Source organism: Paenibacillus sp. FSL F4-0100, from assembly GCF_037993005.1.
In the GTDB taxonomy this organism is placed as follows: domain Bacteria; phylum Bacillota; class Bacilli; order Paenibacillales; family Paenibacillaceae; genus Paenibacillus_AQ.
Map to the genome: position 1 here is coordinate 4,475,503 of NZ_CP150303.1, position 15,461 is coordinate 4,490,963.

A 15,461-nucleotide genomic window follows, 5' to 3' on the forward strand; every position below is an offset into this window, starting at 1 on the left:
ATGGACTATTTGCTTGTCTTCAATGCAAGCGCAGGTCTCGTTAAGGAATAAACGGCGCAGATTAGCGACACCATGACAATTCCTCCGCCTACCCAAGACGTACTGGATACGGTACCTCCCTGCTCTAACACAAGGCCGCCGATAGCGGATCCCAGGGCAATTCCGATCTGCAGCGCGGAATTGTTGAAACTCTGCTGGATATCGGACGAGCCCGGATCCACTTGAATCAAGTAATTCTGCAGCGGAGGGGCCAGACTCCAGCTTAATGCACCCCATATCATCATCACGACCAAAAATACGCCGATCGAAAATGTGGAGAACGGCAATAGGAACAGGACCAACATGAATGATGTAATGATGATTACAATGCTCTTATGCGACCCCAGCCGGTCGGCGAGTGCGCCTCCAAAGGCCCCACCGCCGACTGCGGATAGTCCGAACAGGAAGTAACAGATGCTGATCCAGTATGGACTCAGCCCAAGTTCGGATTCAAGAAACGGCGTGAAGTATGCATAAATCGTGTAGTGCCCTGCAAGCATGAATAAGGTAGCGAGATGCGCTCCGGCGATTTTCGATTTGCCGAGCGCCTTGATCTGAACGGATAACGGCGTGACATTTTCAGGCTTGATCCGATCCAGAAACATATAAATCAAGATCATGGAGCCAATCGACAAAATGCCGATGCCGAGGAACAGTACCCTCCATCCAAAAGCTTCACTAATCAAAATACCGAGCGGCACGCCAAGCACCAACGATGAGCTGATTCCCATATAAATAACGCCTAATGCTTTCGCCCGATGTTCAGGTTCAACCACCTTGGCGGTAATGGTCAACGATAACACGATAATCAGCGCTGTGCTCATGGCAGTTAATATTCTAGCAGCCAATAGCATCGTAAAATTGGGGCTTACATAAGCCAGCAAGTTACCATTAAAAAAAACAAATAAGGAAATCATATAAAGCCGTTTCCGCTCCACTCTTGCCGTAAGCGCAAGGAGAACCGGTCCTGCTACCGCATAAACTAGGGCGAACACGGTAATCAGCTGCCCAGCCGTGCCGAGTGAAATATGCAAGTCGTCGGCGATGAGCGGCAGTATTCCGCCAACAATAAGTTCAACCAGCCCGACGGATATCGTCGAAATCGCTAGAATTAATACTTTCAGATTCATCTGTAATGGAATCCCCTTTCTTCGAGGTCATATTTGCCTAAAATCAACAAAAAAAACCCTGATTACAAAAAATGAGAAACATTTTCTGTAATCAGGATTTTTACGGTTCCTGGTAGAGACCCTCAGACCATATTAATGAGGTTATACATTCAAATATTTTATTCAGTTGCAAAACAATCGTTGTTTAATTTATCACATCCGTTACGAAATATCAAGCTCCCAAGCAGGATTCCAGCAAATCTCCCACAAATGTCCATCCGGATCGAGAAAATGGCCGGAGTAGCCCCCCCAAAATGTGTCTTGTGCTGGCACGGTTACCGTTGCACCCGCCATTCCGGCTAGCTCCATCACCTCATCCACTTCTTCCTTACTGCCGACGTTGTGACCGATGGTAAACTCCGAGGAGCTCGTAGGGGACAGAGGAACATTCGCCTCAACTGACAGATCTTTGCGATTCCATATCGCCAGCTTCACCCCCGCTTGTAATTCAAAGAATGCTACAGCCCCATGCTCAAATTCCGTCCCAATGATCCCTTCGGTCGGGAGTCCGAGTCCATCGCGGTAAAACTTCAATGACCGCTCCAGATCATCGACGCCGATTGTAAGTACGGATATACGTGCTTTCATTATGGCATTACCTCCTATGCATCATCGTTACCTCATACTTATTTTCGTCGATGACTCTATTGAATGATTGTAAAAAACGGACAACGTGCTTCTATACATCAACAATTCCATCATTGATCACTTCAAAGCCTGTACGGGTGACATGCCATATAAACGCCTGAAGTTGTTAATAAAATGAGGCTGATCATAGTAGCCGTATTGGGCAGCAATATCAGGAAATCGGATCGGCTTGGCCTGATGCAACTCCTGCAGCAAATTTTGAAAACGAATGATCTCCGACATTTCCTTCGGACTGACGCCGAGTTCCTTCTGAAATGCTCTTCTTATGGTTCTCTCGCTATAATTAAGTTTTTCGGCCAAGGCACGAACCGTTATTCTTCCTTTAGCAGCGTACAAATACTGCATGCCATGCTCTAGCAGCGGCTCGGAACAGACGTTATTCTGTCCAAAGACGCCCAATAAAAACCTTTCAACCACATCCATTCGGTTGGCGGAATCCAGTGCTGTGACCATTTCCTCGTTCAACTGATTCACATCCAGCCCCCATGCTTCCTCCAAGAATACAGGACCCTCACGGAAATCGGAAGCTGGATAACGTATGAATGGGCGGACGGACTCCGCAAAAAAGCGGACACCGAACAATGACTGATCCTGCGTCAATCTCAAGGCTTCATAAGATGACATCAGTCCGGTAATAAAGCCGGAGGTTGCAGCATCCCGTACCTTCAGATTAAATATAATATCGACGCAACCGTCAGGAAGAATGCGATGAAGCGGCTGCTGAAGTGGCGAAGCTGTATAATCCAAGGTCCAATAACAGGCCACATAAGGACTTAATGCAGGGCTTGGCAGATATTCGTGATAGGTGTAAGAAGAGTCCGGAGACGGATTCTCTATCGTTGGAGCTTGTATAGGGACATAGTTCCGCAATGTGTTCACCCTTTATTAACGTTGGATAGCGAATGACTCAAGTAACTAATAACTGAATTACAGCATTGATTAATGCTGCCCTGCTTGAACCTGGAGGTTCATCACATGACCGTCACGTGTCGTAGTGTAAACCTTCCAATCCCCCGTTACTCCGCTCCCATCATTCATGACAAATGTTCGGATGCCCTCCCTGCCGGCTTTGACATCCATATATCCGAATTCCTCCGTTCCTCGGTAGACATTCAAAATTACTGTACCCGAGCTGTTCCTATTACGAACCTTAACGGTTAATTTATTTCCATTATCTGATACGGTGGTAAACGTATTCTCGTATGCACCGATACTTTGGTACTTATCTAAGTCTATGAATTGTACCTTATATGGAGCATTGCTTGTATCGCCCTCAACTTCCTCTATGTACGATACAGGATGTTGAATGTGTTCGCCCGCACTCTGTGGGAACAGCGCCAGCCCCAGGAACATGACAAAGGAAACTCCAAGCCATTTCATTACGACTTAAGCCCCAGAATAAACTTCCCTATACGATGTGCCGCTTCGTGCAAAGCTGGCTCTTCCTGGACCAACGCGATTCGCACATAGCCCTCTCCTTCGGAACCGAAAGCATCTCCAGGAATAACCGCTACGCCGGTTTCAAGCAGTAATTCGCGGGCGAAACGGCGCGACCTCCATTGAACATCACGAAAAGCTTCAGGGAGCCGGGCCCATAGAAACATCGTGGCCTGAGGCTTAGGTACAACCCATCCTGCTTCGGCAAGTGATGCGACGAGGACATCACGCCGAAGCTCATATAGTGAAGCGACACCCTGTTCCTCATGGCCAGATGCCATGGCTTGACGCAGTGCATGGACAGCCGCAATTTGTACAGGCTTGAATACACCAAAATCAATATTGCTTTTGTACTCCCGCAGCGCGCCCACTGCTTCCTCATGACCGGCAAGAAAGCCGATGCGACAGCCTGCCATGTTAAAGCTCTTCGAGAAGGAGTGAAATTCTACTGCGATGTCGATCGCGCCGGGAACCTGCAGAATACTCATGGGGCGATAGCCGTCAAAACCCATTTCGGAATATGCAAGATCATGAACGATCAGTACGTCCCATTGTTTTGCCAACCCGACCAATTTTTCGAAAAAAGCATAATCAACCCGGACCGCAATCGGATTCCCCGGAAAATTCAACAGAATGAATGTCGCTTTCGCCCAAACCTCCTCCGGAATGCTGTCCAGATCAGGCACAAATCCAAACTCTTCCTTCAGCGGAAGATACCAAGGCCTAACGCCTGCAATCGCAAGCGCTCCGGCATAGATTGGGTAACCCGGATTCGGTACAATGGCCACATCTCCCGGATTACATATGGCCTGAGCCAGATGCGATAATCCATCCTGAGATCCCATCAAGGCGAGTATTTCGGTATCGGGATTGACATTTACACCAAAGCGGTATTCCATCCAAGCCGCTGACTGTTCTCGAAACTCCGCGATTCCTCTAGTACCTGGATATGTATAGTTATCTTCTTTCAGCGCTTCTTGGCTAAGCACCTCACGGATATCCGCAGAAGGACCACGGTCAGGGCTGCCGATGCTCAAGTCGATAATATCTCTTCCCGCTTGAAGAGCCTCTTGTTTCCACTCGCTGACCTCGGCGAATATGGAAGAACCAATCTGCGATAGTTTGTCTGCACGCCATGTGCGTTTTGAAGTTTGATTCGGCAAGATATCCACCCACTCCACTTTTTCCCTACATTATAGCATGAAGCTGGAGGTGCATCGCCTTAAAATCCTCATCTCAGGCTTGACTTGAAAAGCCTTTCATAACGTAAGATCGAAGCATACAAAAAGAGAATTCAGGAGAAGAGACAACCATGACCAGAACACGAGAGACCATCTTTATTATCGCCTTTACTTTTGCAGCCTTTGTACTTGGTACTACCGAATACGTCATTGTTGGATTATTAAAAGACATCAGCGTAAGTCTGAGTATTTCGCTTGCTGCAGCCGGTGTCCTCGTATCCAGCTTCGCCATTGCATACGCCATCGGAACGCCGTTTGCGGTCACGCTGCTCGGACGTATTCCTCGGCATGTTACCATTCTGACAGCGTATATTGCGGTGTTAGTGTTTAATTATTTGACCATCTTTGCCACCACGTACCCCGTCATGTTATTCATTCGCATCGTCACCGCGATTTTGTGCGGATTAACTTTATCGCTGGCCATTGCCGCAACAAGCGAGCATATGAGCGCTTCCCGCAGGGCTGGTGCGGTTGCCTGGATCATCGGAGGTTTCTCGATTGCCAATGTCCTTGGCGTTCCTGTCGGAACGCAAATCGGCCAGATGGCCGGATGGCAAACGGCTTTCATTGTTACATCATTGGTCGGGATCATCCCGCTAGCTTTGATGGTGGCTGTTATGCCCAAGAGCAATACCATTAGCGTAAGCTCCATGAAACAGCAATTTGCTTTGTTCAAGAACAAGCGGATACGACTTGCCTTCTTCATTCCGGTCCTTGGCGTAGGTTCTGTATTTATCGTATACACGTACATAACGCCGCTTTTAGAGAATGTAATGGGAATTCCGCAGCAATGGATCAGTACCGTTCTGCTGGCCTATGGCGCCTTCACCATTCTTAGTAATTGGCTCGGGGCCAAGGTAGCGCAAGGCAATTCAAGGGTGAAATTGAAAGTGATTTTCATCATCCAAGCGATGATTATGATGGCGCTTGCTCTTACCCTATCACTCCCGTGGATGGCCTTAGTGTCGTTAATGCTGGTCGCCTGCTTCTCCTTTGCGCTCAGTACCGCCGTTCAGTTATACCTGATTGACCTGGCGGATGAATCCTCAGCCGGCTCCAAGGACTTCGCTTCTACACTTATGCCCGTCGCATCCAATCTGGGCATCGCCGTTGGTTCTCTACTGGGCAGCCTTGTCGTGGATAACGTTGGTCTCGAATATCTGCCTTGGGCTGCTGTTGTGTTCGCAATCGGAGCATTTGCCGTTACCTCCCGCTGCCATCAGCTGGATCAAGAGCATATGGGTTTAACGCCTCTGGCATCGGCAAAGGCTTCGTAGAACGCCCTTTTTTCAATCCTTCTCATTCTTTTCTATGGTCGACAACCAGACCATCGTATCGGGATGGGAAACATTCCAGATCAGCGTTCATTAATCGTTAAATTCAAAAAGCTTACCCGTTATGTAACGGCGTAAGCTTTTTGTTTTACTGTTATTCAGTTTATCAGGCATGCTTGAATGACTGTCGACTATATGCCGGTTAGCCGTGTACAGATTTCCTTATTACGATTCCGCCATCCAGCATTGTTAAAGTCCATGGATTTGCGATATTTGAGGACACTGATTCCGCTATTTCTTTGGTTTTACGCTTTTCGTAGCAATATGTGGACAAGAGATCCGTTATTGCGGGATCTTTGGGGGCTGAATCCGTTATTATGGTGCAATAACGGATCCTGTGTCCGCGTGATCTCCATAATGGGCTGATTTCGGCAGATTAGCGGATTCTCTGTCCTCATGATCTCCTAATGGGCGAATTCCAGTATATAGCGGAGTTTACTCTGTCTGCATGTGCCCCAAAGTAAGCCGATTTCTGCAATATAACAGATCCTCTGTCCCCATGATCTCCATAATGAGCGAGTTTCAGCATATAGCGGAGACTACTCTGTCTGCATGTGCCCCAAAGTAAGCCGATTTCCGCAATATAACAGATCCTCTGTCCCCATGATCTCCATATTGGGCGAATTTGAGCATATGACAGGACTCTTCTGTCCGCATGTGCCCCAAAGTATGCCGATTTCCGCAATATAACAGATCCTCTGTCCCCATGATCTCCATATTGGGCGAATTTGAGCATATGACGGGACTCTTCTGTCCGCATGTGCCCCAAAGTAAGCTGAATTCGCCGAAATATCGGATCCTCTGTCTGCATCTGCCCAATTTGTCCGATTTCTGCTTATAATTGTTATTCAGTTCAGCAGCGATAGCCGTGTACCGAATCCCTCATTATGATCCGCCACCCAGCTTTGTTAAGTCTATGGATTTACGATATTTGAGGACACTGGTTCCGCTATTTCCTTGTTATCACCCATTCGCAGTAATATGCGGACATGAAATCCGCTATTACGAGATAATTGGGGGATTAACCCGTGATTATGGTGCAATACCAGATCTCCTTCTGTCAGCATGTACCCCAAAATAGGCCGATTCCCGCATATAACGAATCCTCTGGCCTCATGTTCTCCATAACGGGCGAATTCCAGTATATACCGGAGCCCCTTCTGTCAGCATGTACCCATAACGGGCCAATTCCCGCATATAGCGGTTCTTCCCGCGTCGTCCTACTGTTCGATGGATGCCTTACTTAGGCAACCATCCCCCGGCATACTTTCGCACATCGGAAGCATGCTTCAGCACATTCCTGGCAGTGCTTCATGTCATGCTTCTTACACTCGTTGCCGCATGCTTCACAGACATCGGCGCAGATCCTGCATATTTCTGTGGCATACATACTGTTCGTGGACATCGCTTGAGCAGCAAATACGCAAATATCCGCACACTGCCGGTCCAAGCGAATGCATTCTTTCATCATCGCCACATCATGTTCGTCCAAGCATGCGGTGTAACAATGGTTACAGGCTATCATACAGCGCAAGCATTCCTCGATACATTGTTGAACTTGTTCATGTGACATCATCCATTCTCCTTTCGGTCTTAGCGTTCATAGGATACCTTTTGTCAAGGTTGTATGTAATTAACCAAAACTTGTGAAGATAATATGAGGATATTTTATAGAGTCGAGATCATTGGTGCGAATAGAAAAGACGACTGCGCAGCAGTTGTCTCTTATTTTTCATGATTGCCATGAATGGAACATTACCCGTAAATATAATGTCGAGTTGAACAATTATAGGAGATGAATTAAGTTAACCAATCTTCACTTGAATCCGTCAAACTCTGCAAGTCTTGAAAGAACATGCCGGCATGGTAACCATCACACACAGCATGGTGCACCTGCAATGAGACTGGGAGCAGAATACGGCCACCCTGCTCGATATATTTTCCTCCGGTTATGATAGGAAGAAGATAGTCTGCTTCATTGACAATGTTTAGATTAAATCCGCTAAAGCTTGCCCAGGGTATCATGGATATGGGAAACGTGTTCAGCGGTGGATTCTCTTTAACGAAAATCCCTTTTGCATCCCGATAACGCTCCATGTCCTGCTCGTAATGATCGTGAAATCGATAGAAATCATTCGAACATGCTGTCCATAAACAGGAGAAGGTATGGTCATCGTTATGGAAAAAAGTATAGCTTGGCGTCATCCGATCCCAGTAACCCAATTCCCCTTCGGGACTATAGGACGTCTTGAATTCGACCCGGTTATTGACAACCCTGGTAACCATATAAATAAAAGCAGGATAAAGCTTGAATCCATTAGCTTTTAACGAATACAGCAAGCGAGTAATGTCGATATCCACGGTAATGCTAAAGGTACATTTATTCGATCGATAATGCTCGTAATAAGGTTTTCTCGTCCACTGTTCAACATCTATAATATGAAATTTCATCGTTTATGCCCTCCTAAAATAAAATCGTTCTATTTCAGGAGGGAATATCCACTGATCTAATCACACGCCATCACTCCAAAGTTTCCGTATTAGCAGATTTCTGTTACATCTTCGAGTTTAACTGATTCTGCCCAGTTTCATTATTATAAATGATACAGCAAGAGGCTTCACTCCTCAAGCAGCTGCTTAAGTCGTAAAGCCTCTATGTCATCCAATCTTAATGAAGAATTTAAGGCATTTGGGTAAACAGCAGGTTTACTGGCAAATTGCTTCCCGGCGCAGCCGTCAGCATGATTTCAACCTTCTGTTCGTAATCGCCTGTACGGTAGAGGACTGCTTGCTCGCCGGGAGCTACCTGTCCAAGGGAATAGATCGGTACAATCGTTCCATTTATCATGGCATATCCCGAGTACTTACCGCCCCGTGGGTTAAACGAGATCAGGGTATCCGGCGCTACGCGATCCAAAGTAATTTTATACAAGACACCAAAGTTACCCGTGTTGTGCGTAATGTCTCCAACCATAGGGTCCATACCTTCCAGGTTAGGGTCATCCTGATTGTCTCCAAGTACAAGACGTTCGGAATCTGCACCTACCAGTTCGGAATAACGGATGACCCGCGTCGAATCCGGATAGGTTCCGCGGTTGTGAACACCATCGCGATTCAGGATCGGCAGCGTGCTCAGAACCTTCAATGGATCGGATTTCTCATCAATCATCACAACATCGAACTGAATCGGCAGGTCGCTGTACATATCCGAGTATAGGGAGATGACATGTCCTTGCTTCATTCTAACATCGCTCAGTTCCGTCATGACCAGCTTCTGTTCACCTGGTGCAAGCGTTACTGAAGTTCGCTTCGAATCGTCCTGCATGGATTGGAAGTAGTTCAGCACAGACTTCTTGCCTGCTGCCGTTGCGATCGGCGACGGGCCTGCAAATCCCAAGTAATCTTGTCTGAGCGTTACCGGAGTGCTGTTCTTGTTTGTTGCAATAACGTACATTTTCACATTTTTATTCAAATTGTTCACATGGTGAATCATAAAGCGCATATCGCCAACTGCCGTCTCTCGGTACACAATGCCTTCGGTGTTGACGGTTTCGGGACTGTTACTACGAATCAAGGTGCTTGGCTCGTCGTAAAAATCATAATTGATCTTCGCACGTGAAGTCACATTACCGAGGAACGTGAATTTCTCCCCTTCCGGGATAAAGAGCATATTGAAATCCTCTTCTTTATATAACGTTTCGTTCGTCACGTTAATCGTCGTCTCGTAGGTGGAACTAAGTCCCTTCTTATCGGTGGCCGTTAACTTGATCGTATAAACACCCGGTGTGAAGAAAGCATACTGTTTATTCTCCCACTTGTACGTCAGATCCTCAGGCTTGTCCTGGTCATCAGTACTTAGGTTCGTATAGGTAATCAACTCACCCATTTTATACTCGGACTTATCGGTCTCGAACATGGCAACGGGAGGTAGATTCGGCTGAATGACCGTAATCTTTTGGCTATAAGGCTCACTCCACGCTCCTGTAGAATCCTGAACCGAGTAAGTGACTATGTATTCGCCTGGCGCATCGAAAATATCCTGTTTGCCTTCCCAGCGCTCGTCGATGATCTCACCTTGTACATTCTCCAGCTGCGGTGTATAAGTCACTGTTGTTTCTCCTGCAAAAATCTCTTTAGGTCCCACCGTAAACTTGGCTACGGGCTTGGTTTCCAGATTCATGATGACACGTTTGCCTACATTATCCGCTTTATATTTAATATCCAGCGCTTGGGTTATAGCTGTCAGCGGAACCATGAAGGTGCTATTCGTCTGGTAGGAGGTTCCCTTCATCTCTTTCGTCACGCCATTCACGGTATACTTGCTGCTGTCTGTTTTGAAGCGAAGCTCAGTGGTTCCTTTGGTAATGACGGTTTCTTTGGTCTTCTTATCGTAAGTGACCTTGAAGCCTACACGGTCCACAAGGGCACGAATGGGAACATAGGATACTCCCTTTTTGACTTGCATCGGCTGTGGTGCATTGTAGGTAACGCCGTCTTGTACCATTTTTGTACTATTAAAATATAGAATAAGTTCTTTACCTGTTACGGTTTGTTGGTTATTCTGGTTGCTCGGCTCTTCCGTAGTTGTTGCCGGATCTTTCACTTCGCCAGTTTCCTCAACCGGTACTTCGGTTGTTCCTTCTTCATTCGGCACTTGAGACCCTTCAGTCACTGTCTCTGTCTGAGTGGTTGTCTCTGTAGTATCGGTTGTTTCTTGAGCAGCGTCTGTACCCCCGGATTTTAATGCTTTGGTTGCCGCAGCGTTTTGCTCGTACACTTCTTGGGTGACTGACTGTTGTGGCTTGTCTGCGGTATTTGCATCCGCGCTCGCCGGATAAGCTGCAGCTAATTGGGCAACAGCCAATACGGTTAGCAATGATCGTTTCTTCAGTTTCATTCCATAACTCCTTCTAATCCTTTTTTGATATTTATTGAGGTCATACTATTAGACGCAAATTTTGGTAAAAAAGTTTCTCTGATCTGTTAATAATATTTACGATGATATAGAACATTGTAAAACCTATGAAAACTCCCGCAACAGCACGATGGCCATAGCGGGAGTTAAATATATATTATTTCACGATAGATGCTCCTGCAAATTCGTGGCCGCAATCATCTTTTTCCCGCTCCGATCATATCTCCTTAGATGAACACCTGTGTCGCCAGTCGGGATATGAATGTCCGTATGATAAGGAAGATTCAAGAAGCTTCGGAATAACATCGAGATCATCCCGCCATGGGAGACAATGCATACTCTTTTCAAGTCAGGCCATTATTTTGCTCCATTAAATCATCGTCATAGGTAACGGGGACTTTTGTCGTTTCAGCTATTGCTGCCGCAGTCTGCTTGGCCCGGTTTAACGTGCTGGAGAAAATGGCATCCACGGTGTATTCACGATGAATCCACTCCGCTAGGAGCCGCGCCTGCTGCTGGCCAAGATCCGTTAGTGCATAGTCAGCCCGTCCTTCACACCGATTCAAAATATCCGCTTCCGATTGTCCATGCCTGACGACCAGAATCTCAACCATGTCATATCCCCCCCCTTTTTTCACGCTTACGGCTCTATAGCTTATTACCAACCGCAATCCAGCGCCCGTCCACATCCTCAAATACAAACTCATGATTGTTATAATCCGTCGTCGATAAGGCTCTGACAATCTTCACGTCCAAATCGATAAGCTCTTGCTGGATTTCCCGTTGTCCATAAGTAATAAAATAAGCATCATACCCATATCCGTAACGGATTCGATTCGGAACAACCTCAATATCAGTCTTCGTTAATACAATCTCAACAGCGTCCTTGTAGAGGCACATATGCGGTTCTGTTGCATCAAAATAGTTCACGGCACGGAACCCGATTCGCTCATAAAACTCGCTGGTTTTCTCGAAGTTAGACGTCGGGAAAATTTGCAAGCAGTGGGAAAACCCTTTATTCATCCTTCGATCTCCTGTTCGAGCTTATTTATGATCCTTCTCATTTCCACGCTTAAAATTCCCGGTCACTTTAGCCATCATCAGTTGGGCTTCTTTGAAATCTGCACCGGTTACCCTGGACAGAAATTTATCACTATCTTTACCCGACAGTATCTTGACTTGTTTCCCCATCCAATAAATGAATACTTTTTGATTTTTGGTTACTGAATAGGTAAATACTTCTTCATCGAGTCGATTGCGTTTATCCACATTGCCCATGTTTACTACCTCCTCAGGATAGTAACTCTATTGCTTGTTCTTAATGTCCCGTATATCTTTGATCATGAGATCGAGTCTCTCAATGATTCTCTCATCATTAGCCAACTTCTTTTTGAGTCTTACCTCAATTACAATGAGTTCAATAATGAGCACCACGATAAGAATACCGATGATCATAACCCGCTCCTCTCTAAACCTGATCCATTCACTAGTTAACATGAAGTTCATGTCACCTGATCTTCCTCCATCCTCTCGGTAATCGTATTAGTTCCAAACAGATGAAGGATAGCCAGATAGAATGGGTACAACGCCAAAATTGCGATGGCCATGAGTCCTGTTACAGGATTCGGTTTGTCTGCTGGATTAATGATTGGAAACCATGCAGCCACCATATAGGTCAGTATCATGAAATAGGGGATCCACAATACAAGCGAAAAGAAAGACGCTTTACGGCCGCCCAACCAATGTCTGATCAGCTTAGGAAATCCGAAACCCGATAGAAGCAGGCCAACAAAGAAGAAAACCAAGATCATAACATTCACGTGATCCAGTCCCCACTCTGTCACTCGACTGAGTCGGTAAACGTTGGCCATAAGTTCAATCCCGGCAAAAGGGAACCATGCATACAAAAAACTCGATATATTTAATCGAATGAGGAAGCTCATGTTCACTCTCCTGAAACTTATATAACTGAAGCAAATTGTTGGCATGGTGCTTTAATGTTTTATTTAACCAGCTCTTTAATCAGATACAGATTCAAATCGTCATCCGCACATACCATGTCACCGGGCACCACAGGTTCATTGCTGTACATAATCCCGTTGCCATCAGGAATATAACCGCGACGGACATAGATTCTTTGTGCCGCGCCATAGTCTCTGTACAATCCCACGCCGATACCGATACGCGGCATTTTTTGGCGGACGATGTTCTCGAATTCTTCTAGGATGCTGTTAGCTATGCCGTTTCTCTGGTACGCTGGGAACACATTCAGATCATTGATTTCCGGAATATTCTGATCTCGAAAATATGGATAACTCGATTCGTATTTCAAGTGGGAAACACCAGTCAGCTCCTCATGAACAAAAGCCAACAAGGTGACACGCTTGCCGATTTGGTTCTCATATTCGCAATAATCATAATACTCATCCGGGCGCTTTATATTTTGCTGTTGAAACGCTTCTTTCCAGATGCTTTTCAGCTCCGTGTTATCTAACACCTTTAATGTAACGTCCATTGGTTTACCTCGCTGTTATGTATTTTAATGGTAGGATTCAACTCTGATATTGTCTCATCTAAAATCTCGCATGCCTGCCTCAAACGCCTCAGCGTCTTGATGAATGACTCCATGCAGCGCCTCTTGCAAGGCAAATGTGCTTCTATAAAAATGTACACGCTCCGCGATTTGGTCTCCATCCGGATACATGGCGATGCACTTTTCGAAGAACTCTTGACCGTACCCCGACAGAATTCCCGCTAGATCATAAGCCGGATCTCCAATCCCTGAGCCTCCAAAATCTATAATACCCGTAATTCGGCCTTTCTCCGGACTCCAGAGGATGTTGGACGTGCCAAAATCACCATGAATGCAGGTTGGACGAATGTCATGATTCGCAGGGTTGTTCAGAAACCTGGTGAAGTTGCTTGAGATTTCCTCTTGTGCATCAGGCCTGATATAACGAAACAACTGGTCTTGAATTTGAGTGTACAATTCGGACATCTCTTCGTGGACATTTACGATATTCGTATCGTCAGCGATCCATTCATTGATCTCCACAGCATGAAGTTGAACGAGAAATTCGACCAACTGTTCCGCTACCCTATCCTCGATGTTCGAATTCCGGTGTGGAAGCAGATCTTCTGTCCATAACGGTTGACCTTCGATTAACGGATAGCCCATGAACATTTTGCCCACCTGCATATCGTCAAATGAAACATACATCGGATTCGGTATAGGCAGCGTTACCTTGGTCTTGATCCCATTCAATAACTGTGTTTCTCTGATCATGGCTTTGAGACTTGCTGCGTACTTAGGAAATCTGAAGACAAGCGTTTGATTCACAATCAACACATCGTTGTTCTGACCGATGCTGTCAATCTCAACGTCTTGAATATGTAAATGTGGATAAACGTCTTGTATGCGCTGGGTATATGATGGATTCATATATAAACTCCTTCTACTTGCGAATGTCATTAACCTCTATTTTAATGCTTTTCCTTAACTTGGTAAATCATTACAGAGCAATTTTGCAATTTCGTTGGAATTACTCTTGCATGACAAGCCCAAAGATGACATTATATTCCACGTAAGAAATCTGTCGCGATGAGGAGAGAATCCGGAAATGAAAAATTTAGGGAAAGTGCTGGCTTTAACTCTGCTTACGATCTGTTACATAGGGACGAATAGTGGAGTTGCGCTTGCAGATGAGACTCCGTTCAAGGATGTACCATTGAATCATTGGGGTTACTCTCACATTCAATGGGCCGTGGAGCAAGACGTGGTTGACGGGTATCCGGATGGAACCTTCAAGCCGAAACGGACCGTGACGCAAAGCGAATTTTTGACGATGCTCATTCGAGCTGCCAATCCGAAGGTTATCCCTGATGACTCCTCAACGAAAACATGGGAAGAACCCTATATCATGTATGCCCGGAAGTTAGGCTGGAAGGCTACGTCACCGAAGAAGAAGCTTACGCGCGGTTTGGCAGCTCAGTTGTTGGCTAACGCCACCGGCAAAAATTACGATCTAAAGGACTCTATCCAATACATGCTTGACTTAGGCCTTGCACAAGGGATATCAGGAAAAAACATCGAGGGCTATCAAGCAAATCAAGAAATCACACGTGCTGAGGCCGTGACCCTAATCGAGAGGTACTCAATGAAATACAATGAGCTCCATACCGTATCATCAAGCTTGGAGATCTACTCTCATGCTGATTTATTCCACAAGTATACAAACAGCACCTATCACTTTCGACTCGAGATTCCCAAGAGCTGGGACACGCGCTATGAAGTCCGTGACCAATCCATCGGAAACGGCCATCATCTGAACTTCGTCAATACAATGACTCAGGGCACACTGTTCACCATCTCCGTCTGGTCCAAGAGTGACTGGGCTGAGCAGGAGGAAGAAATCAAGGGGCAAATACCGGCAGTACAGGTCGGGGAACGAGGCAATCAGGTGTATGTATTTCACACACCTACTGATGTCCAATACGATCCATCGAATGATAACGCCAAGAACGAGTATCAAGGCATGTTTTTAGACGTACAAAATATCAAAAGTTCGTTCCAAATTTCCGATAAGTAACTTTTCTTAATTTAAAAGCGGCCAGGACAAGTGTCCTAGCCGCTCTTTCCTTCTGATAACTAATGCTATATAACAGTCTTACTAAAATG

18 protein-coding genes and 1 riboswitch are annotated in these 15,461 nt (G+C 45.9%); of the genes, 2 read left to right on the plus strand and 16 right to left on the minus strand.

Annotated features, from left to right (window positions below; all coding sequences use genetic code 11):
- Positions 1-5 precede the first annotated feature (5 nt).
- The 5 genes from MHH48_RS20130 to MHH48_RS20150 all read right to left on the minus strand — a co-directional run bounded on the left by MHH48_RS20130 (position 6) and on the right by MHH48_RS20150 (position 4,474).
- Entirely contained in the window at positions 6-1,169 is a 1,164-nt protein-coding gene (locus tag MHH48_RS20130) for an MFS transporter (protein WP_076321694.1), read from the minus strand.
- Positions 1,170-1,237: 68 nt separating this feature from the next.
- Positions 1,238-1,338: riboswitch (purine riboswitch) on the minus strand.
- 32 nt (positions 1,339-1,370) lie between these two features.
- A complete protein-coding gene (locus MHH48_RS20135; protein WP_076321695.1) occupies positions 1,371-1,796 on the minus strand; it encodes a VOC family protein in 426 nt (141 codons plus the stop codon).
- 117 nt (positions 1,797-1,913) lie between these two features.
- Positions 1,914-2,735: a DUF6597 domain-containing transcriptional factor gene (locus MHH48_RS20140; protein ID WP_076321696.1), complete on the minus strand. Its 822-nt coding sequence runs from the start codon at positions 2,733-2,735 to the stop codon at positions 1,914-1,916.
- A gap of 60 nt (positions 2,736-2,795) precedes the next feature.
- The gene (locus MHH48_RS20145) at positions 2,796-3,236 is read right to left on the minus strand and encodes a hypothetical protein (protein WP_076321697.1); all 441 of its coding nucleotides are present in this window, start codon (positions 3,234-3,236) and stop codon (positions 2,796-2,798) included.
- The gene (locus MHH48_RS20150; protein ID WP_076321698.1) at positions 3,236-4,474 is read right to left on the minus strand and encodes an aminotransferase class I/II-fold pyridoxal phosphate-dependent enzyme; all 1,239 of its coding nucleotides are present in this window, start codon (positions 4,472-4,474) and stop codon (positions 3,236-3,238) included. Before MHH48_RS20150 ends, MHH48_RS20145 begins: the two co-directional genes overlap by 1 nt.
- Before the next feature lie 131 nt (positions 4,475-4,605).
- On the opposite strand from MHH48_RS20150, the gene MHH48_RS20155 reads away from it, so the two are divergent.
- Positions 4,606-5,811, plus strand: coding sequence for an MFS transporter (locus MHH48_RS20155; RefSeq protein ID WP_076321699.1), 1,206 nt, complete (start codon positions 4,606-4,608; stop codon positions 5,809-5,811).
- A gap of 1,300 nt (positions 5,812-7,111) precedes the next feature.
- Here the strand turns inward: MHH48_RS20155 and MHH48_RS20160 are convergent.
- From MHH48_RS20160 to MHH48_RS20210, 11 genes are all read right to left on the minus strand, one after another.
- Entirely contained in the window at positions 7,112-7,441 is a 330-nt protein-coding gene (locus tag MHH48_RS20160) for a four-helix bundle copper-binding protein (RefSeq protein ID WP_076321700.1), read from the minus strand.
- 227 nt (positions 7,442-7,668) lie between these two features.
- A complete protein-coding gene (gene catA, locus MHH48_RS20165; RefSeq protein ID WP_076321701.1) occupies positions 7,669-8,319 on the minus strand; it encodes a type A chloramphenicol O-acetyltransferase in 651 nt (216 codons plus the stop codon).
- A 229-nt stretch (positions 8,320-8,548) separates the two neighbouring features.
- The gene (locus tag MHH48_RS20170) at positions 8,549-10,765 is read right to left on the minus strand and encodes a stalk domain-containing protein (protein ID WP_076321702.1); all 2,217 of its coding nucleotides are present in this window, start codon (positions 10,763-10,765) and stop codon (positions 8,549-8,551) included.
- 180 nt (positions 10,766-10,945) lie between these two features.
- On the minus strand, positions 10,946-11,098 hold the full coding sequence (locus tag MHH48_RS20175; RefSeq protein WP_306024389.1) for a hypothetical protein: 153 nt from the start codon (positions 11,096-11,098) through the stop codon (positions 10,946-10,948).
- A 29-nt stretch (positions 11,099-11,127) separates the two neighbouring features.
- Positions 11,128-11,397 (minus strand): histidine phosphatase family protein, encoded by a 270-nt coding sequence (locus MHH48_RS20180; RefSeq protein ID WP_256720460.1) that lies wholly within the window; start codon positions 11,395-11,397, stop codon positions 11,128-11,130.
- A gap of 34 nt (positions 11,398-11,431) precedes the next feature.
- Positions 11,432-11,806 carry a VOC family protein gene (locus MHH48_RS20185; protein WP_076321703.1) on the minus strand — a complete coding sequence of 125 codons (375 nt, stop codon included), beginning with the start codon at positions 11,804-11,806 and terminating at the stop codon, positions 11,432-11,434.
- Positions 11,807-11,827: 21 nt separating this feature from the next.
- Entirely contained in the window at positions 11,828-12,061 is a 234-nt protein-coding gene (locus MHH48_RS20190; RefSeq protein WP_076321704.1) for a hypothetical protein, read from the minus strand.
- A 27-nt stretch (positions 12,062-12,088) separates the two neighbouring features.
- On the minus strand, positions 12,089-12,280 hold the full coding sequence (locus MHH48_RS20195) for a hypothetical protein (protein ID WP_144023428.1): 192 nt from the start codon (positions 12,278-12,280) through the stop codon (positions 12,089-12,091).
- A 5-nt stretch (positions 12,281-12,285) separates the two neighbouring features.
- Complete coding sequence (locus tag MHH48_RS20200; RefSeq protein ID WP_076321706.1) at positions 12,286-12,726, minus strand: hypothetical protein; 441 nt, start codon at positions 12,724-12,726, stop codon at positions 12,286-12,288.
- Between the two features lie 59 nt (positions 12,727-12,785).
- Complete coding sequence (locus tag MHH48_RS20205) at positions 12,786-13,298, minus strand: GNAT family N-acetyltransferase (protein ID WP_076321707.1); 513 nt, start codon at positions 13,296-13,298, stop codon at positions 12,786-12,788.
- A gap of 54 nt (positions 13,299-13,352) precedes the next feature.
- Positions 13,353-14,225, minus strand: coding sequence for an aminoglycoside phosphotransferase family protein (locus MHH48_RS20210; protein WP_076321708.1), 873 nt, complete (start codon positions 14,223-14,225; stop codon positions 13,353-13,355).
- A gap of 178 nt (positions 14,226-14,403) precedes the next feature.
- Between MHH48_RS20210 and MHH48_RS20215 the strand changes: the two genes are divergently transcribed.
- A complete protein-coding gene (locus tag MHH48_RS20215) occupies positions 14,404-15,372 on the plus strand; it encodes an S-layer homology domain-containing protein (RefSeq protein ID WP_076321709.1) in 969 nt (322 codons plus the stop codon).
- The last annotated feature ends 89 nt before the right edge of the window (positions 15,373-15,461 follow it).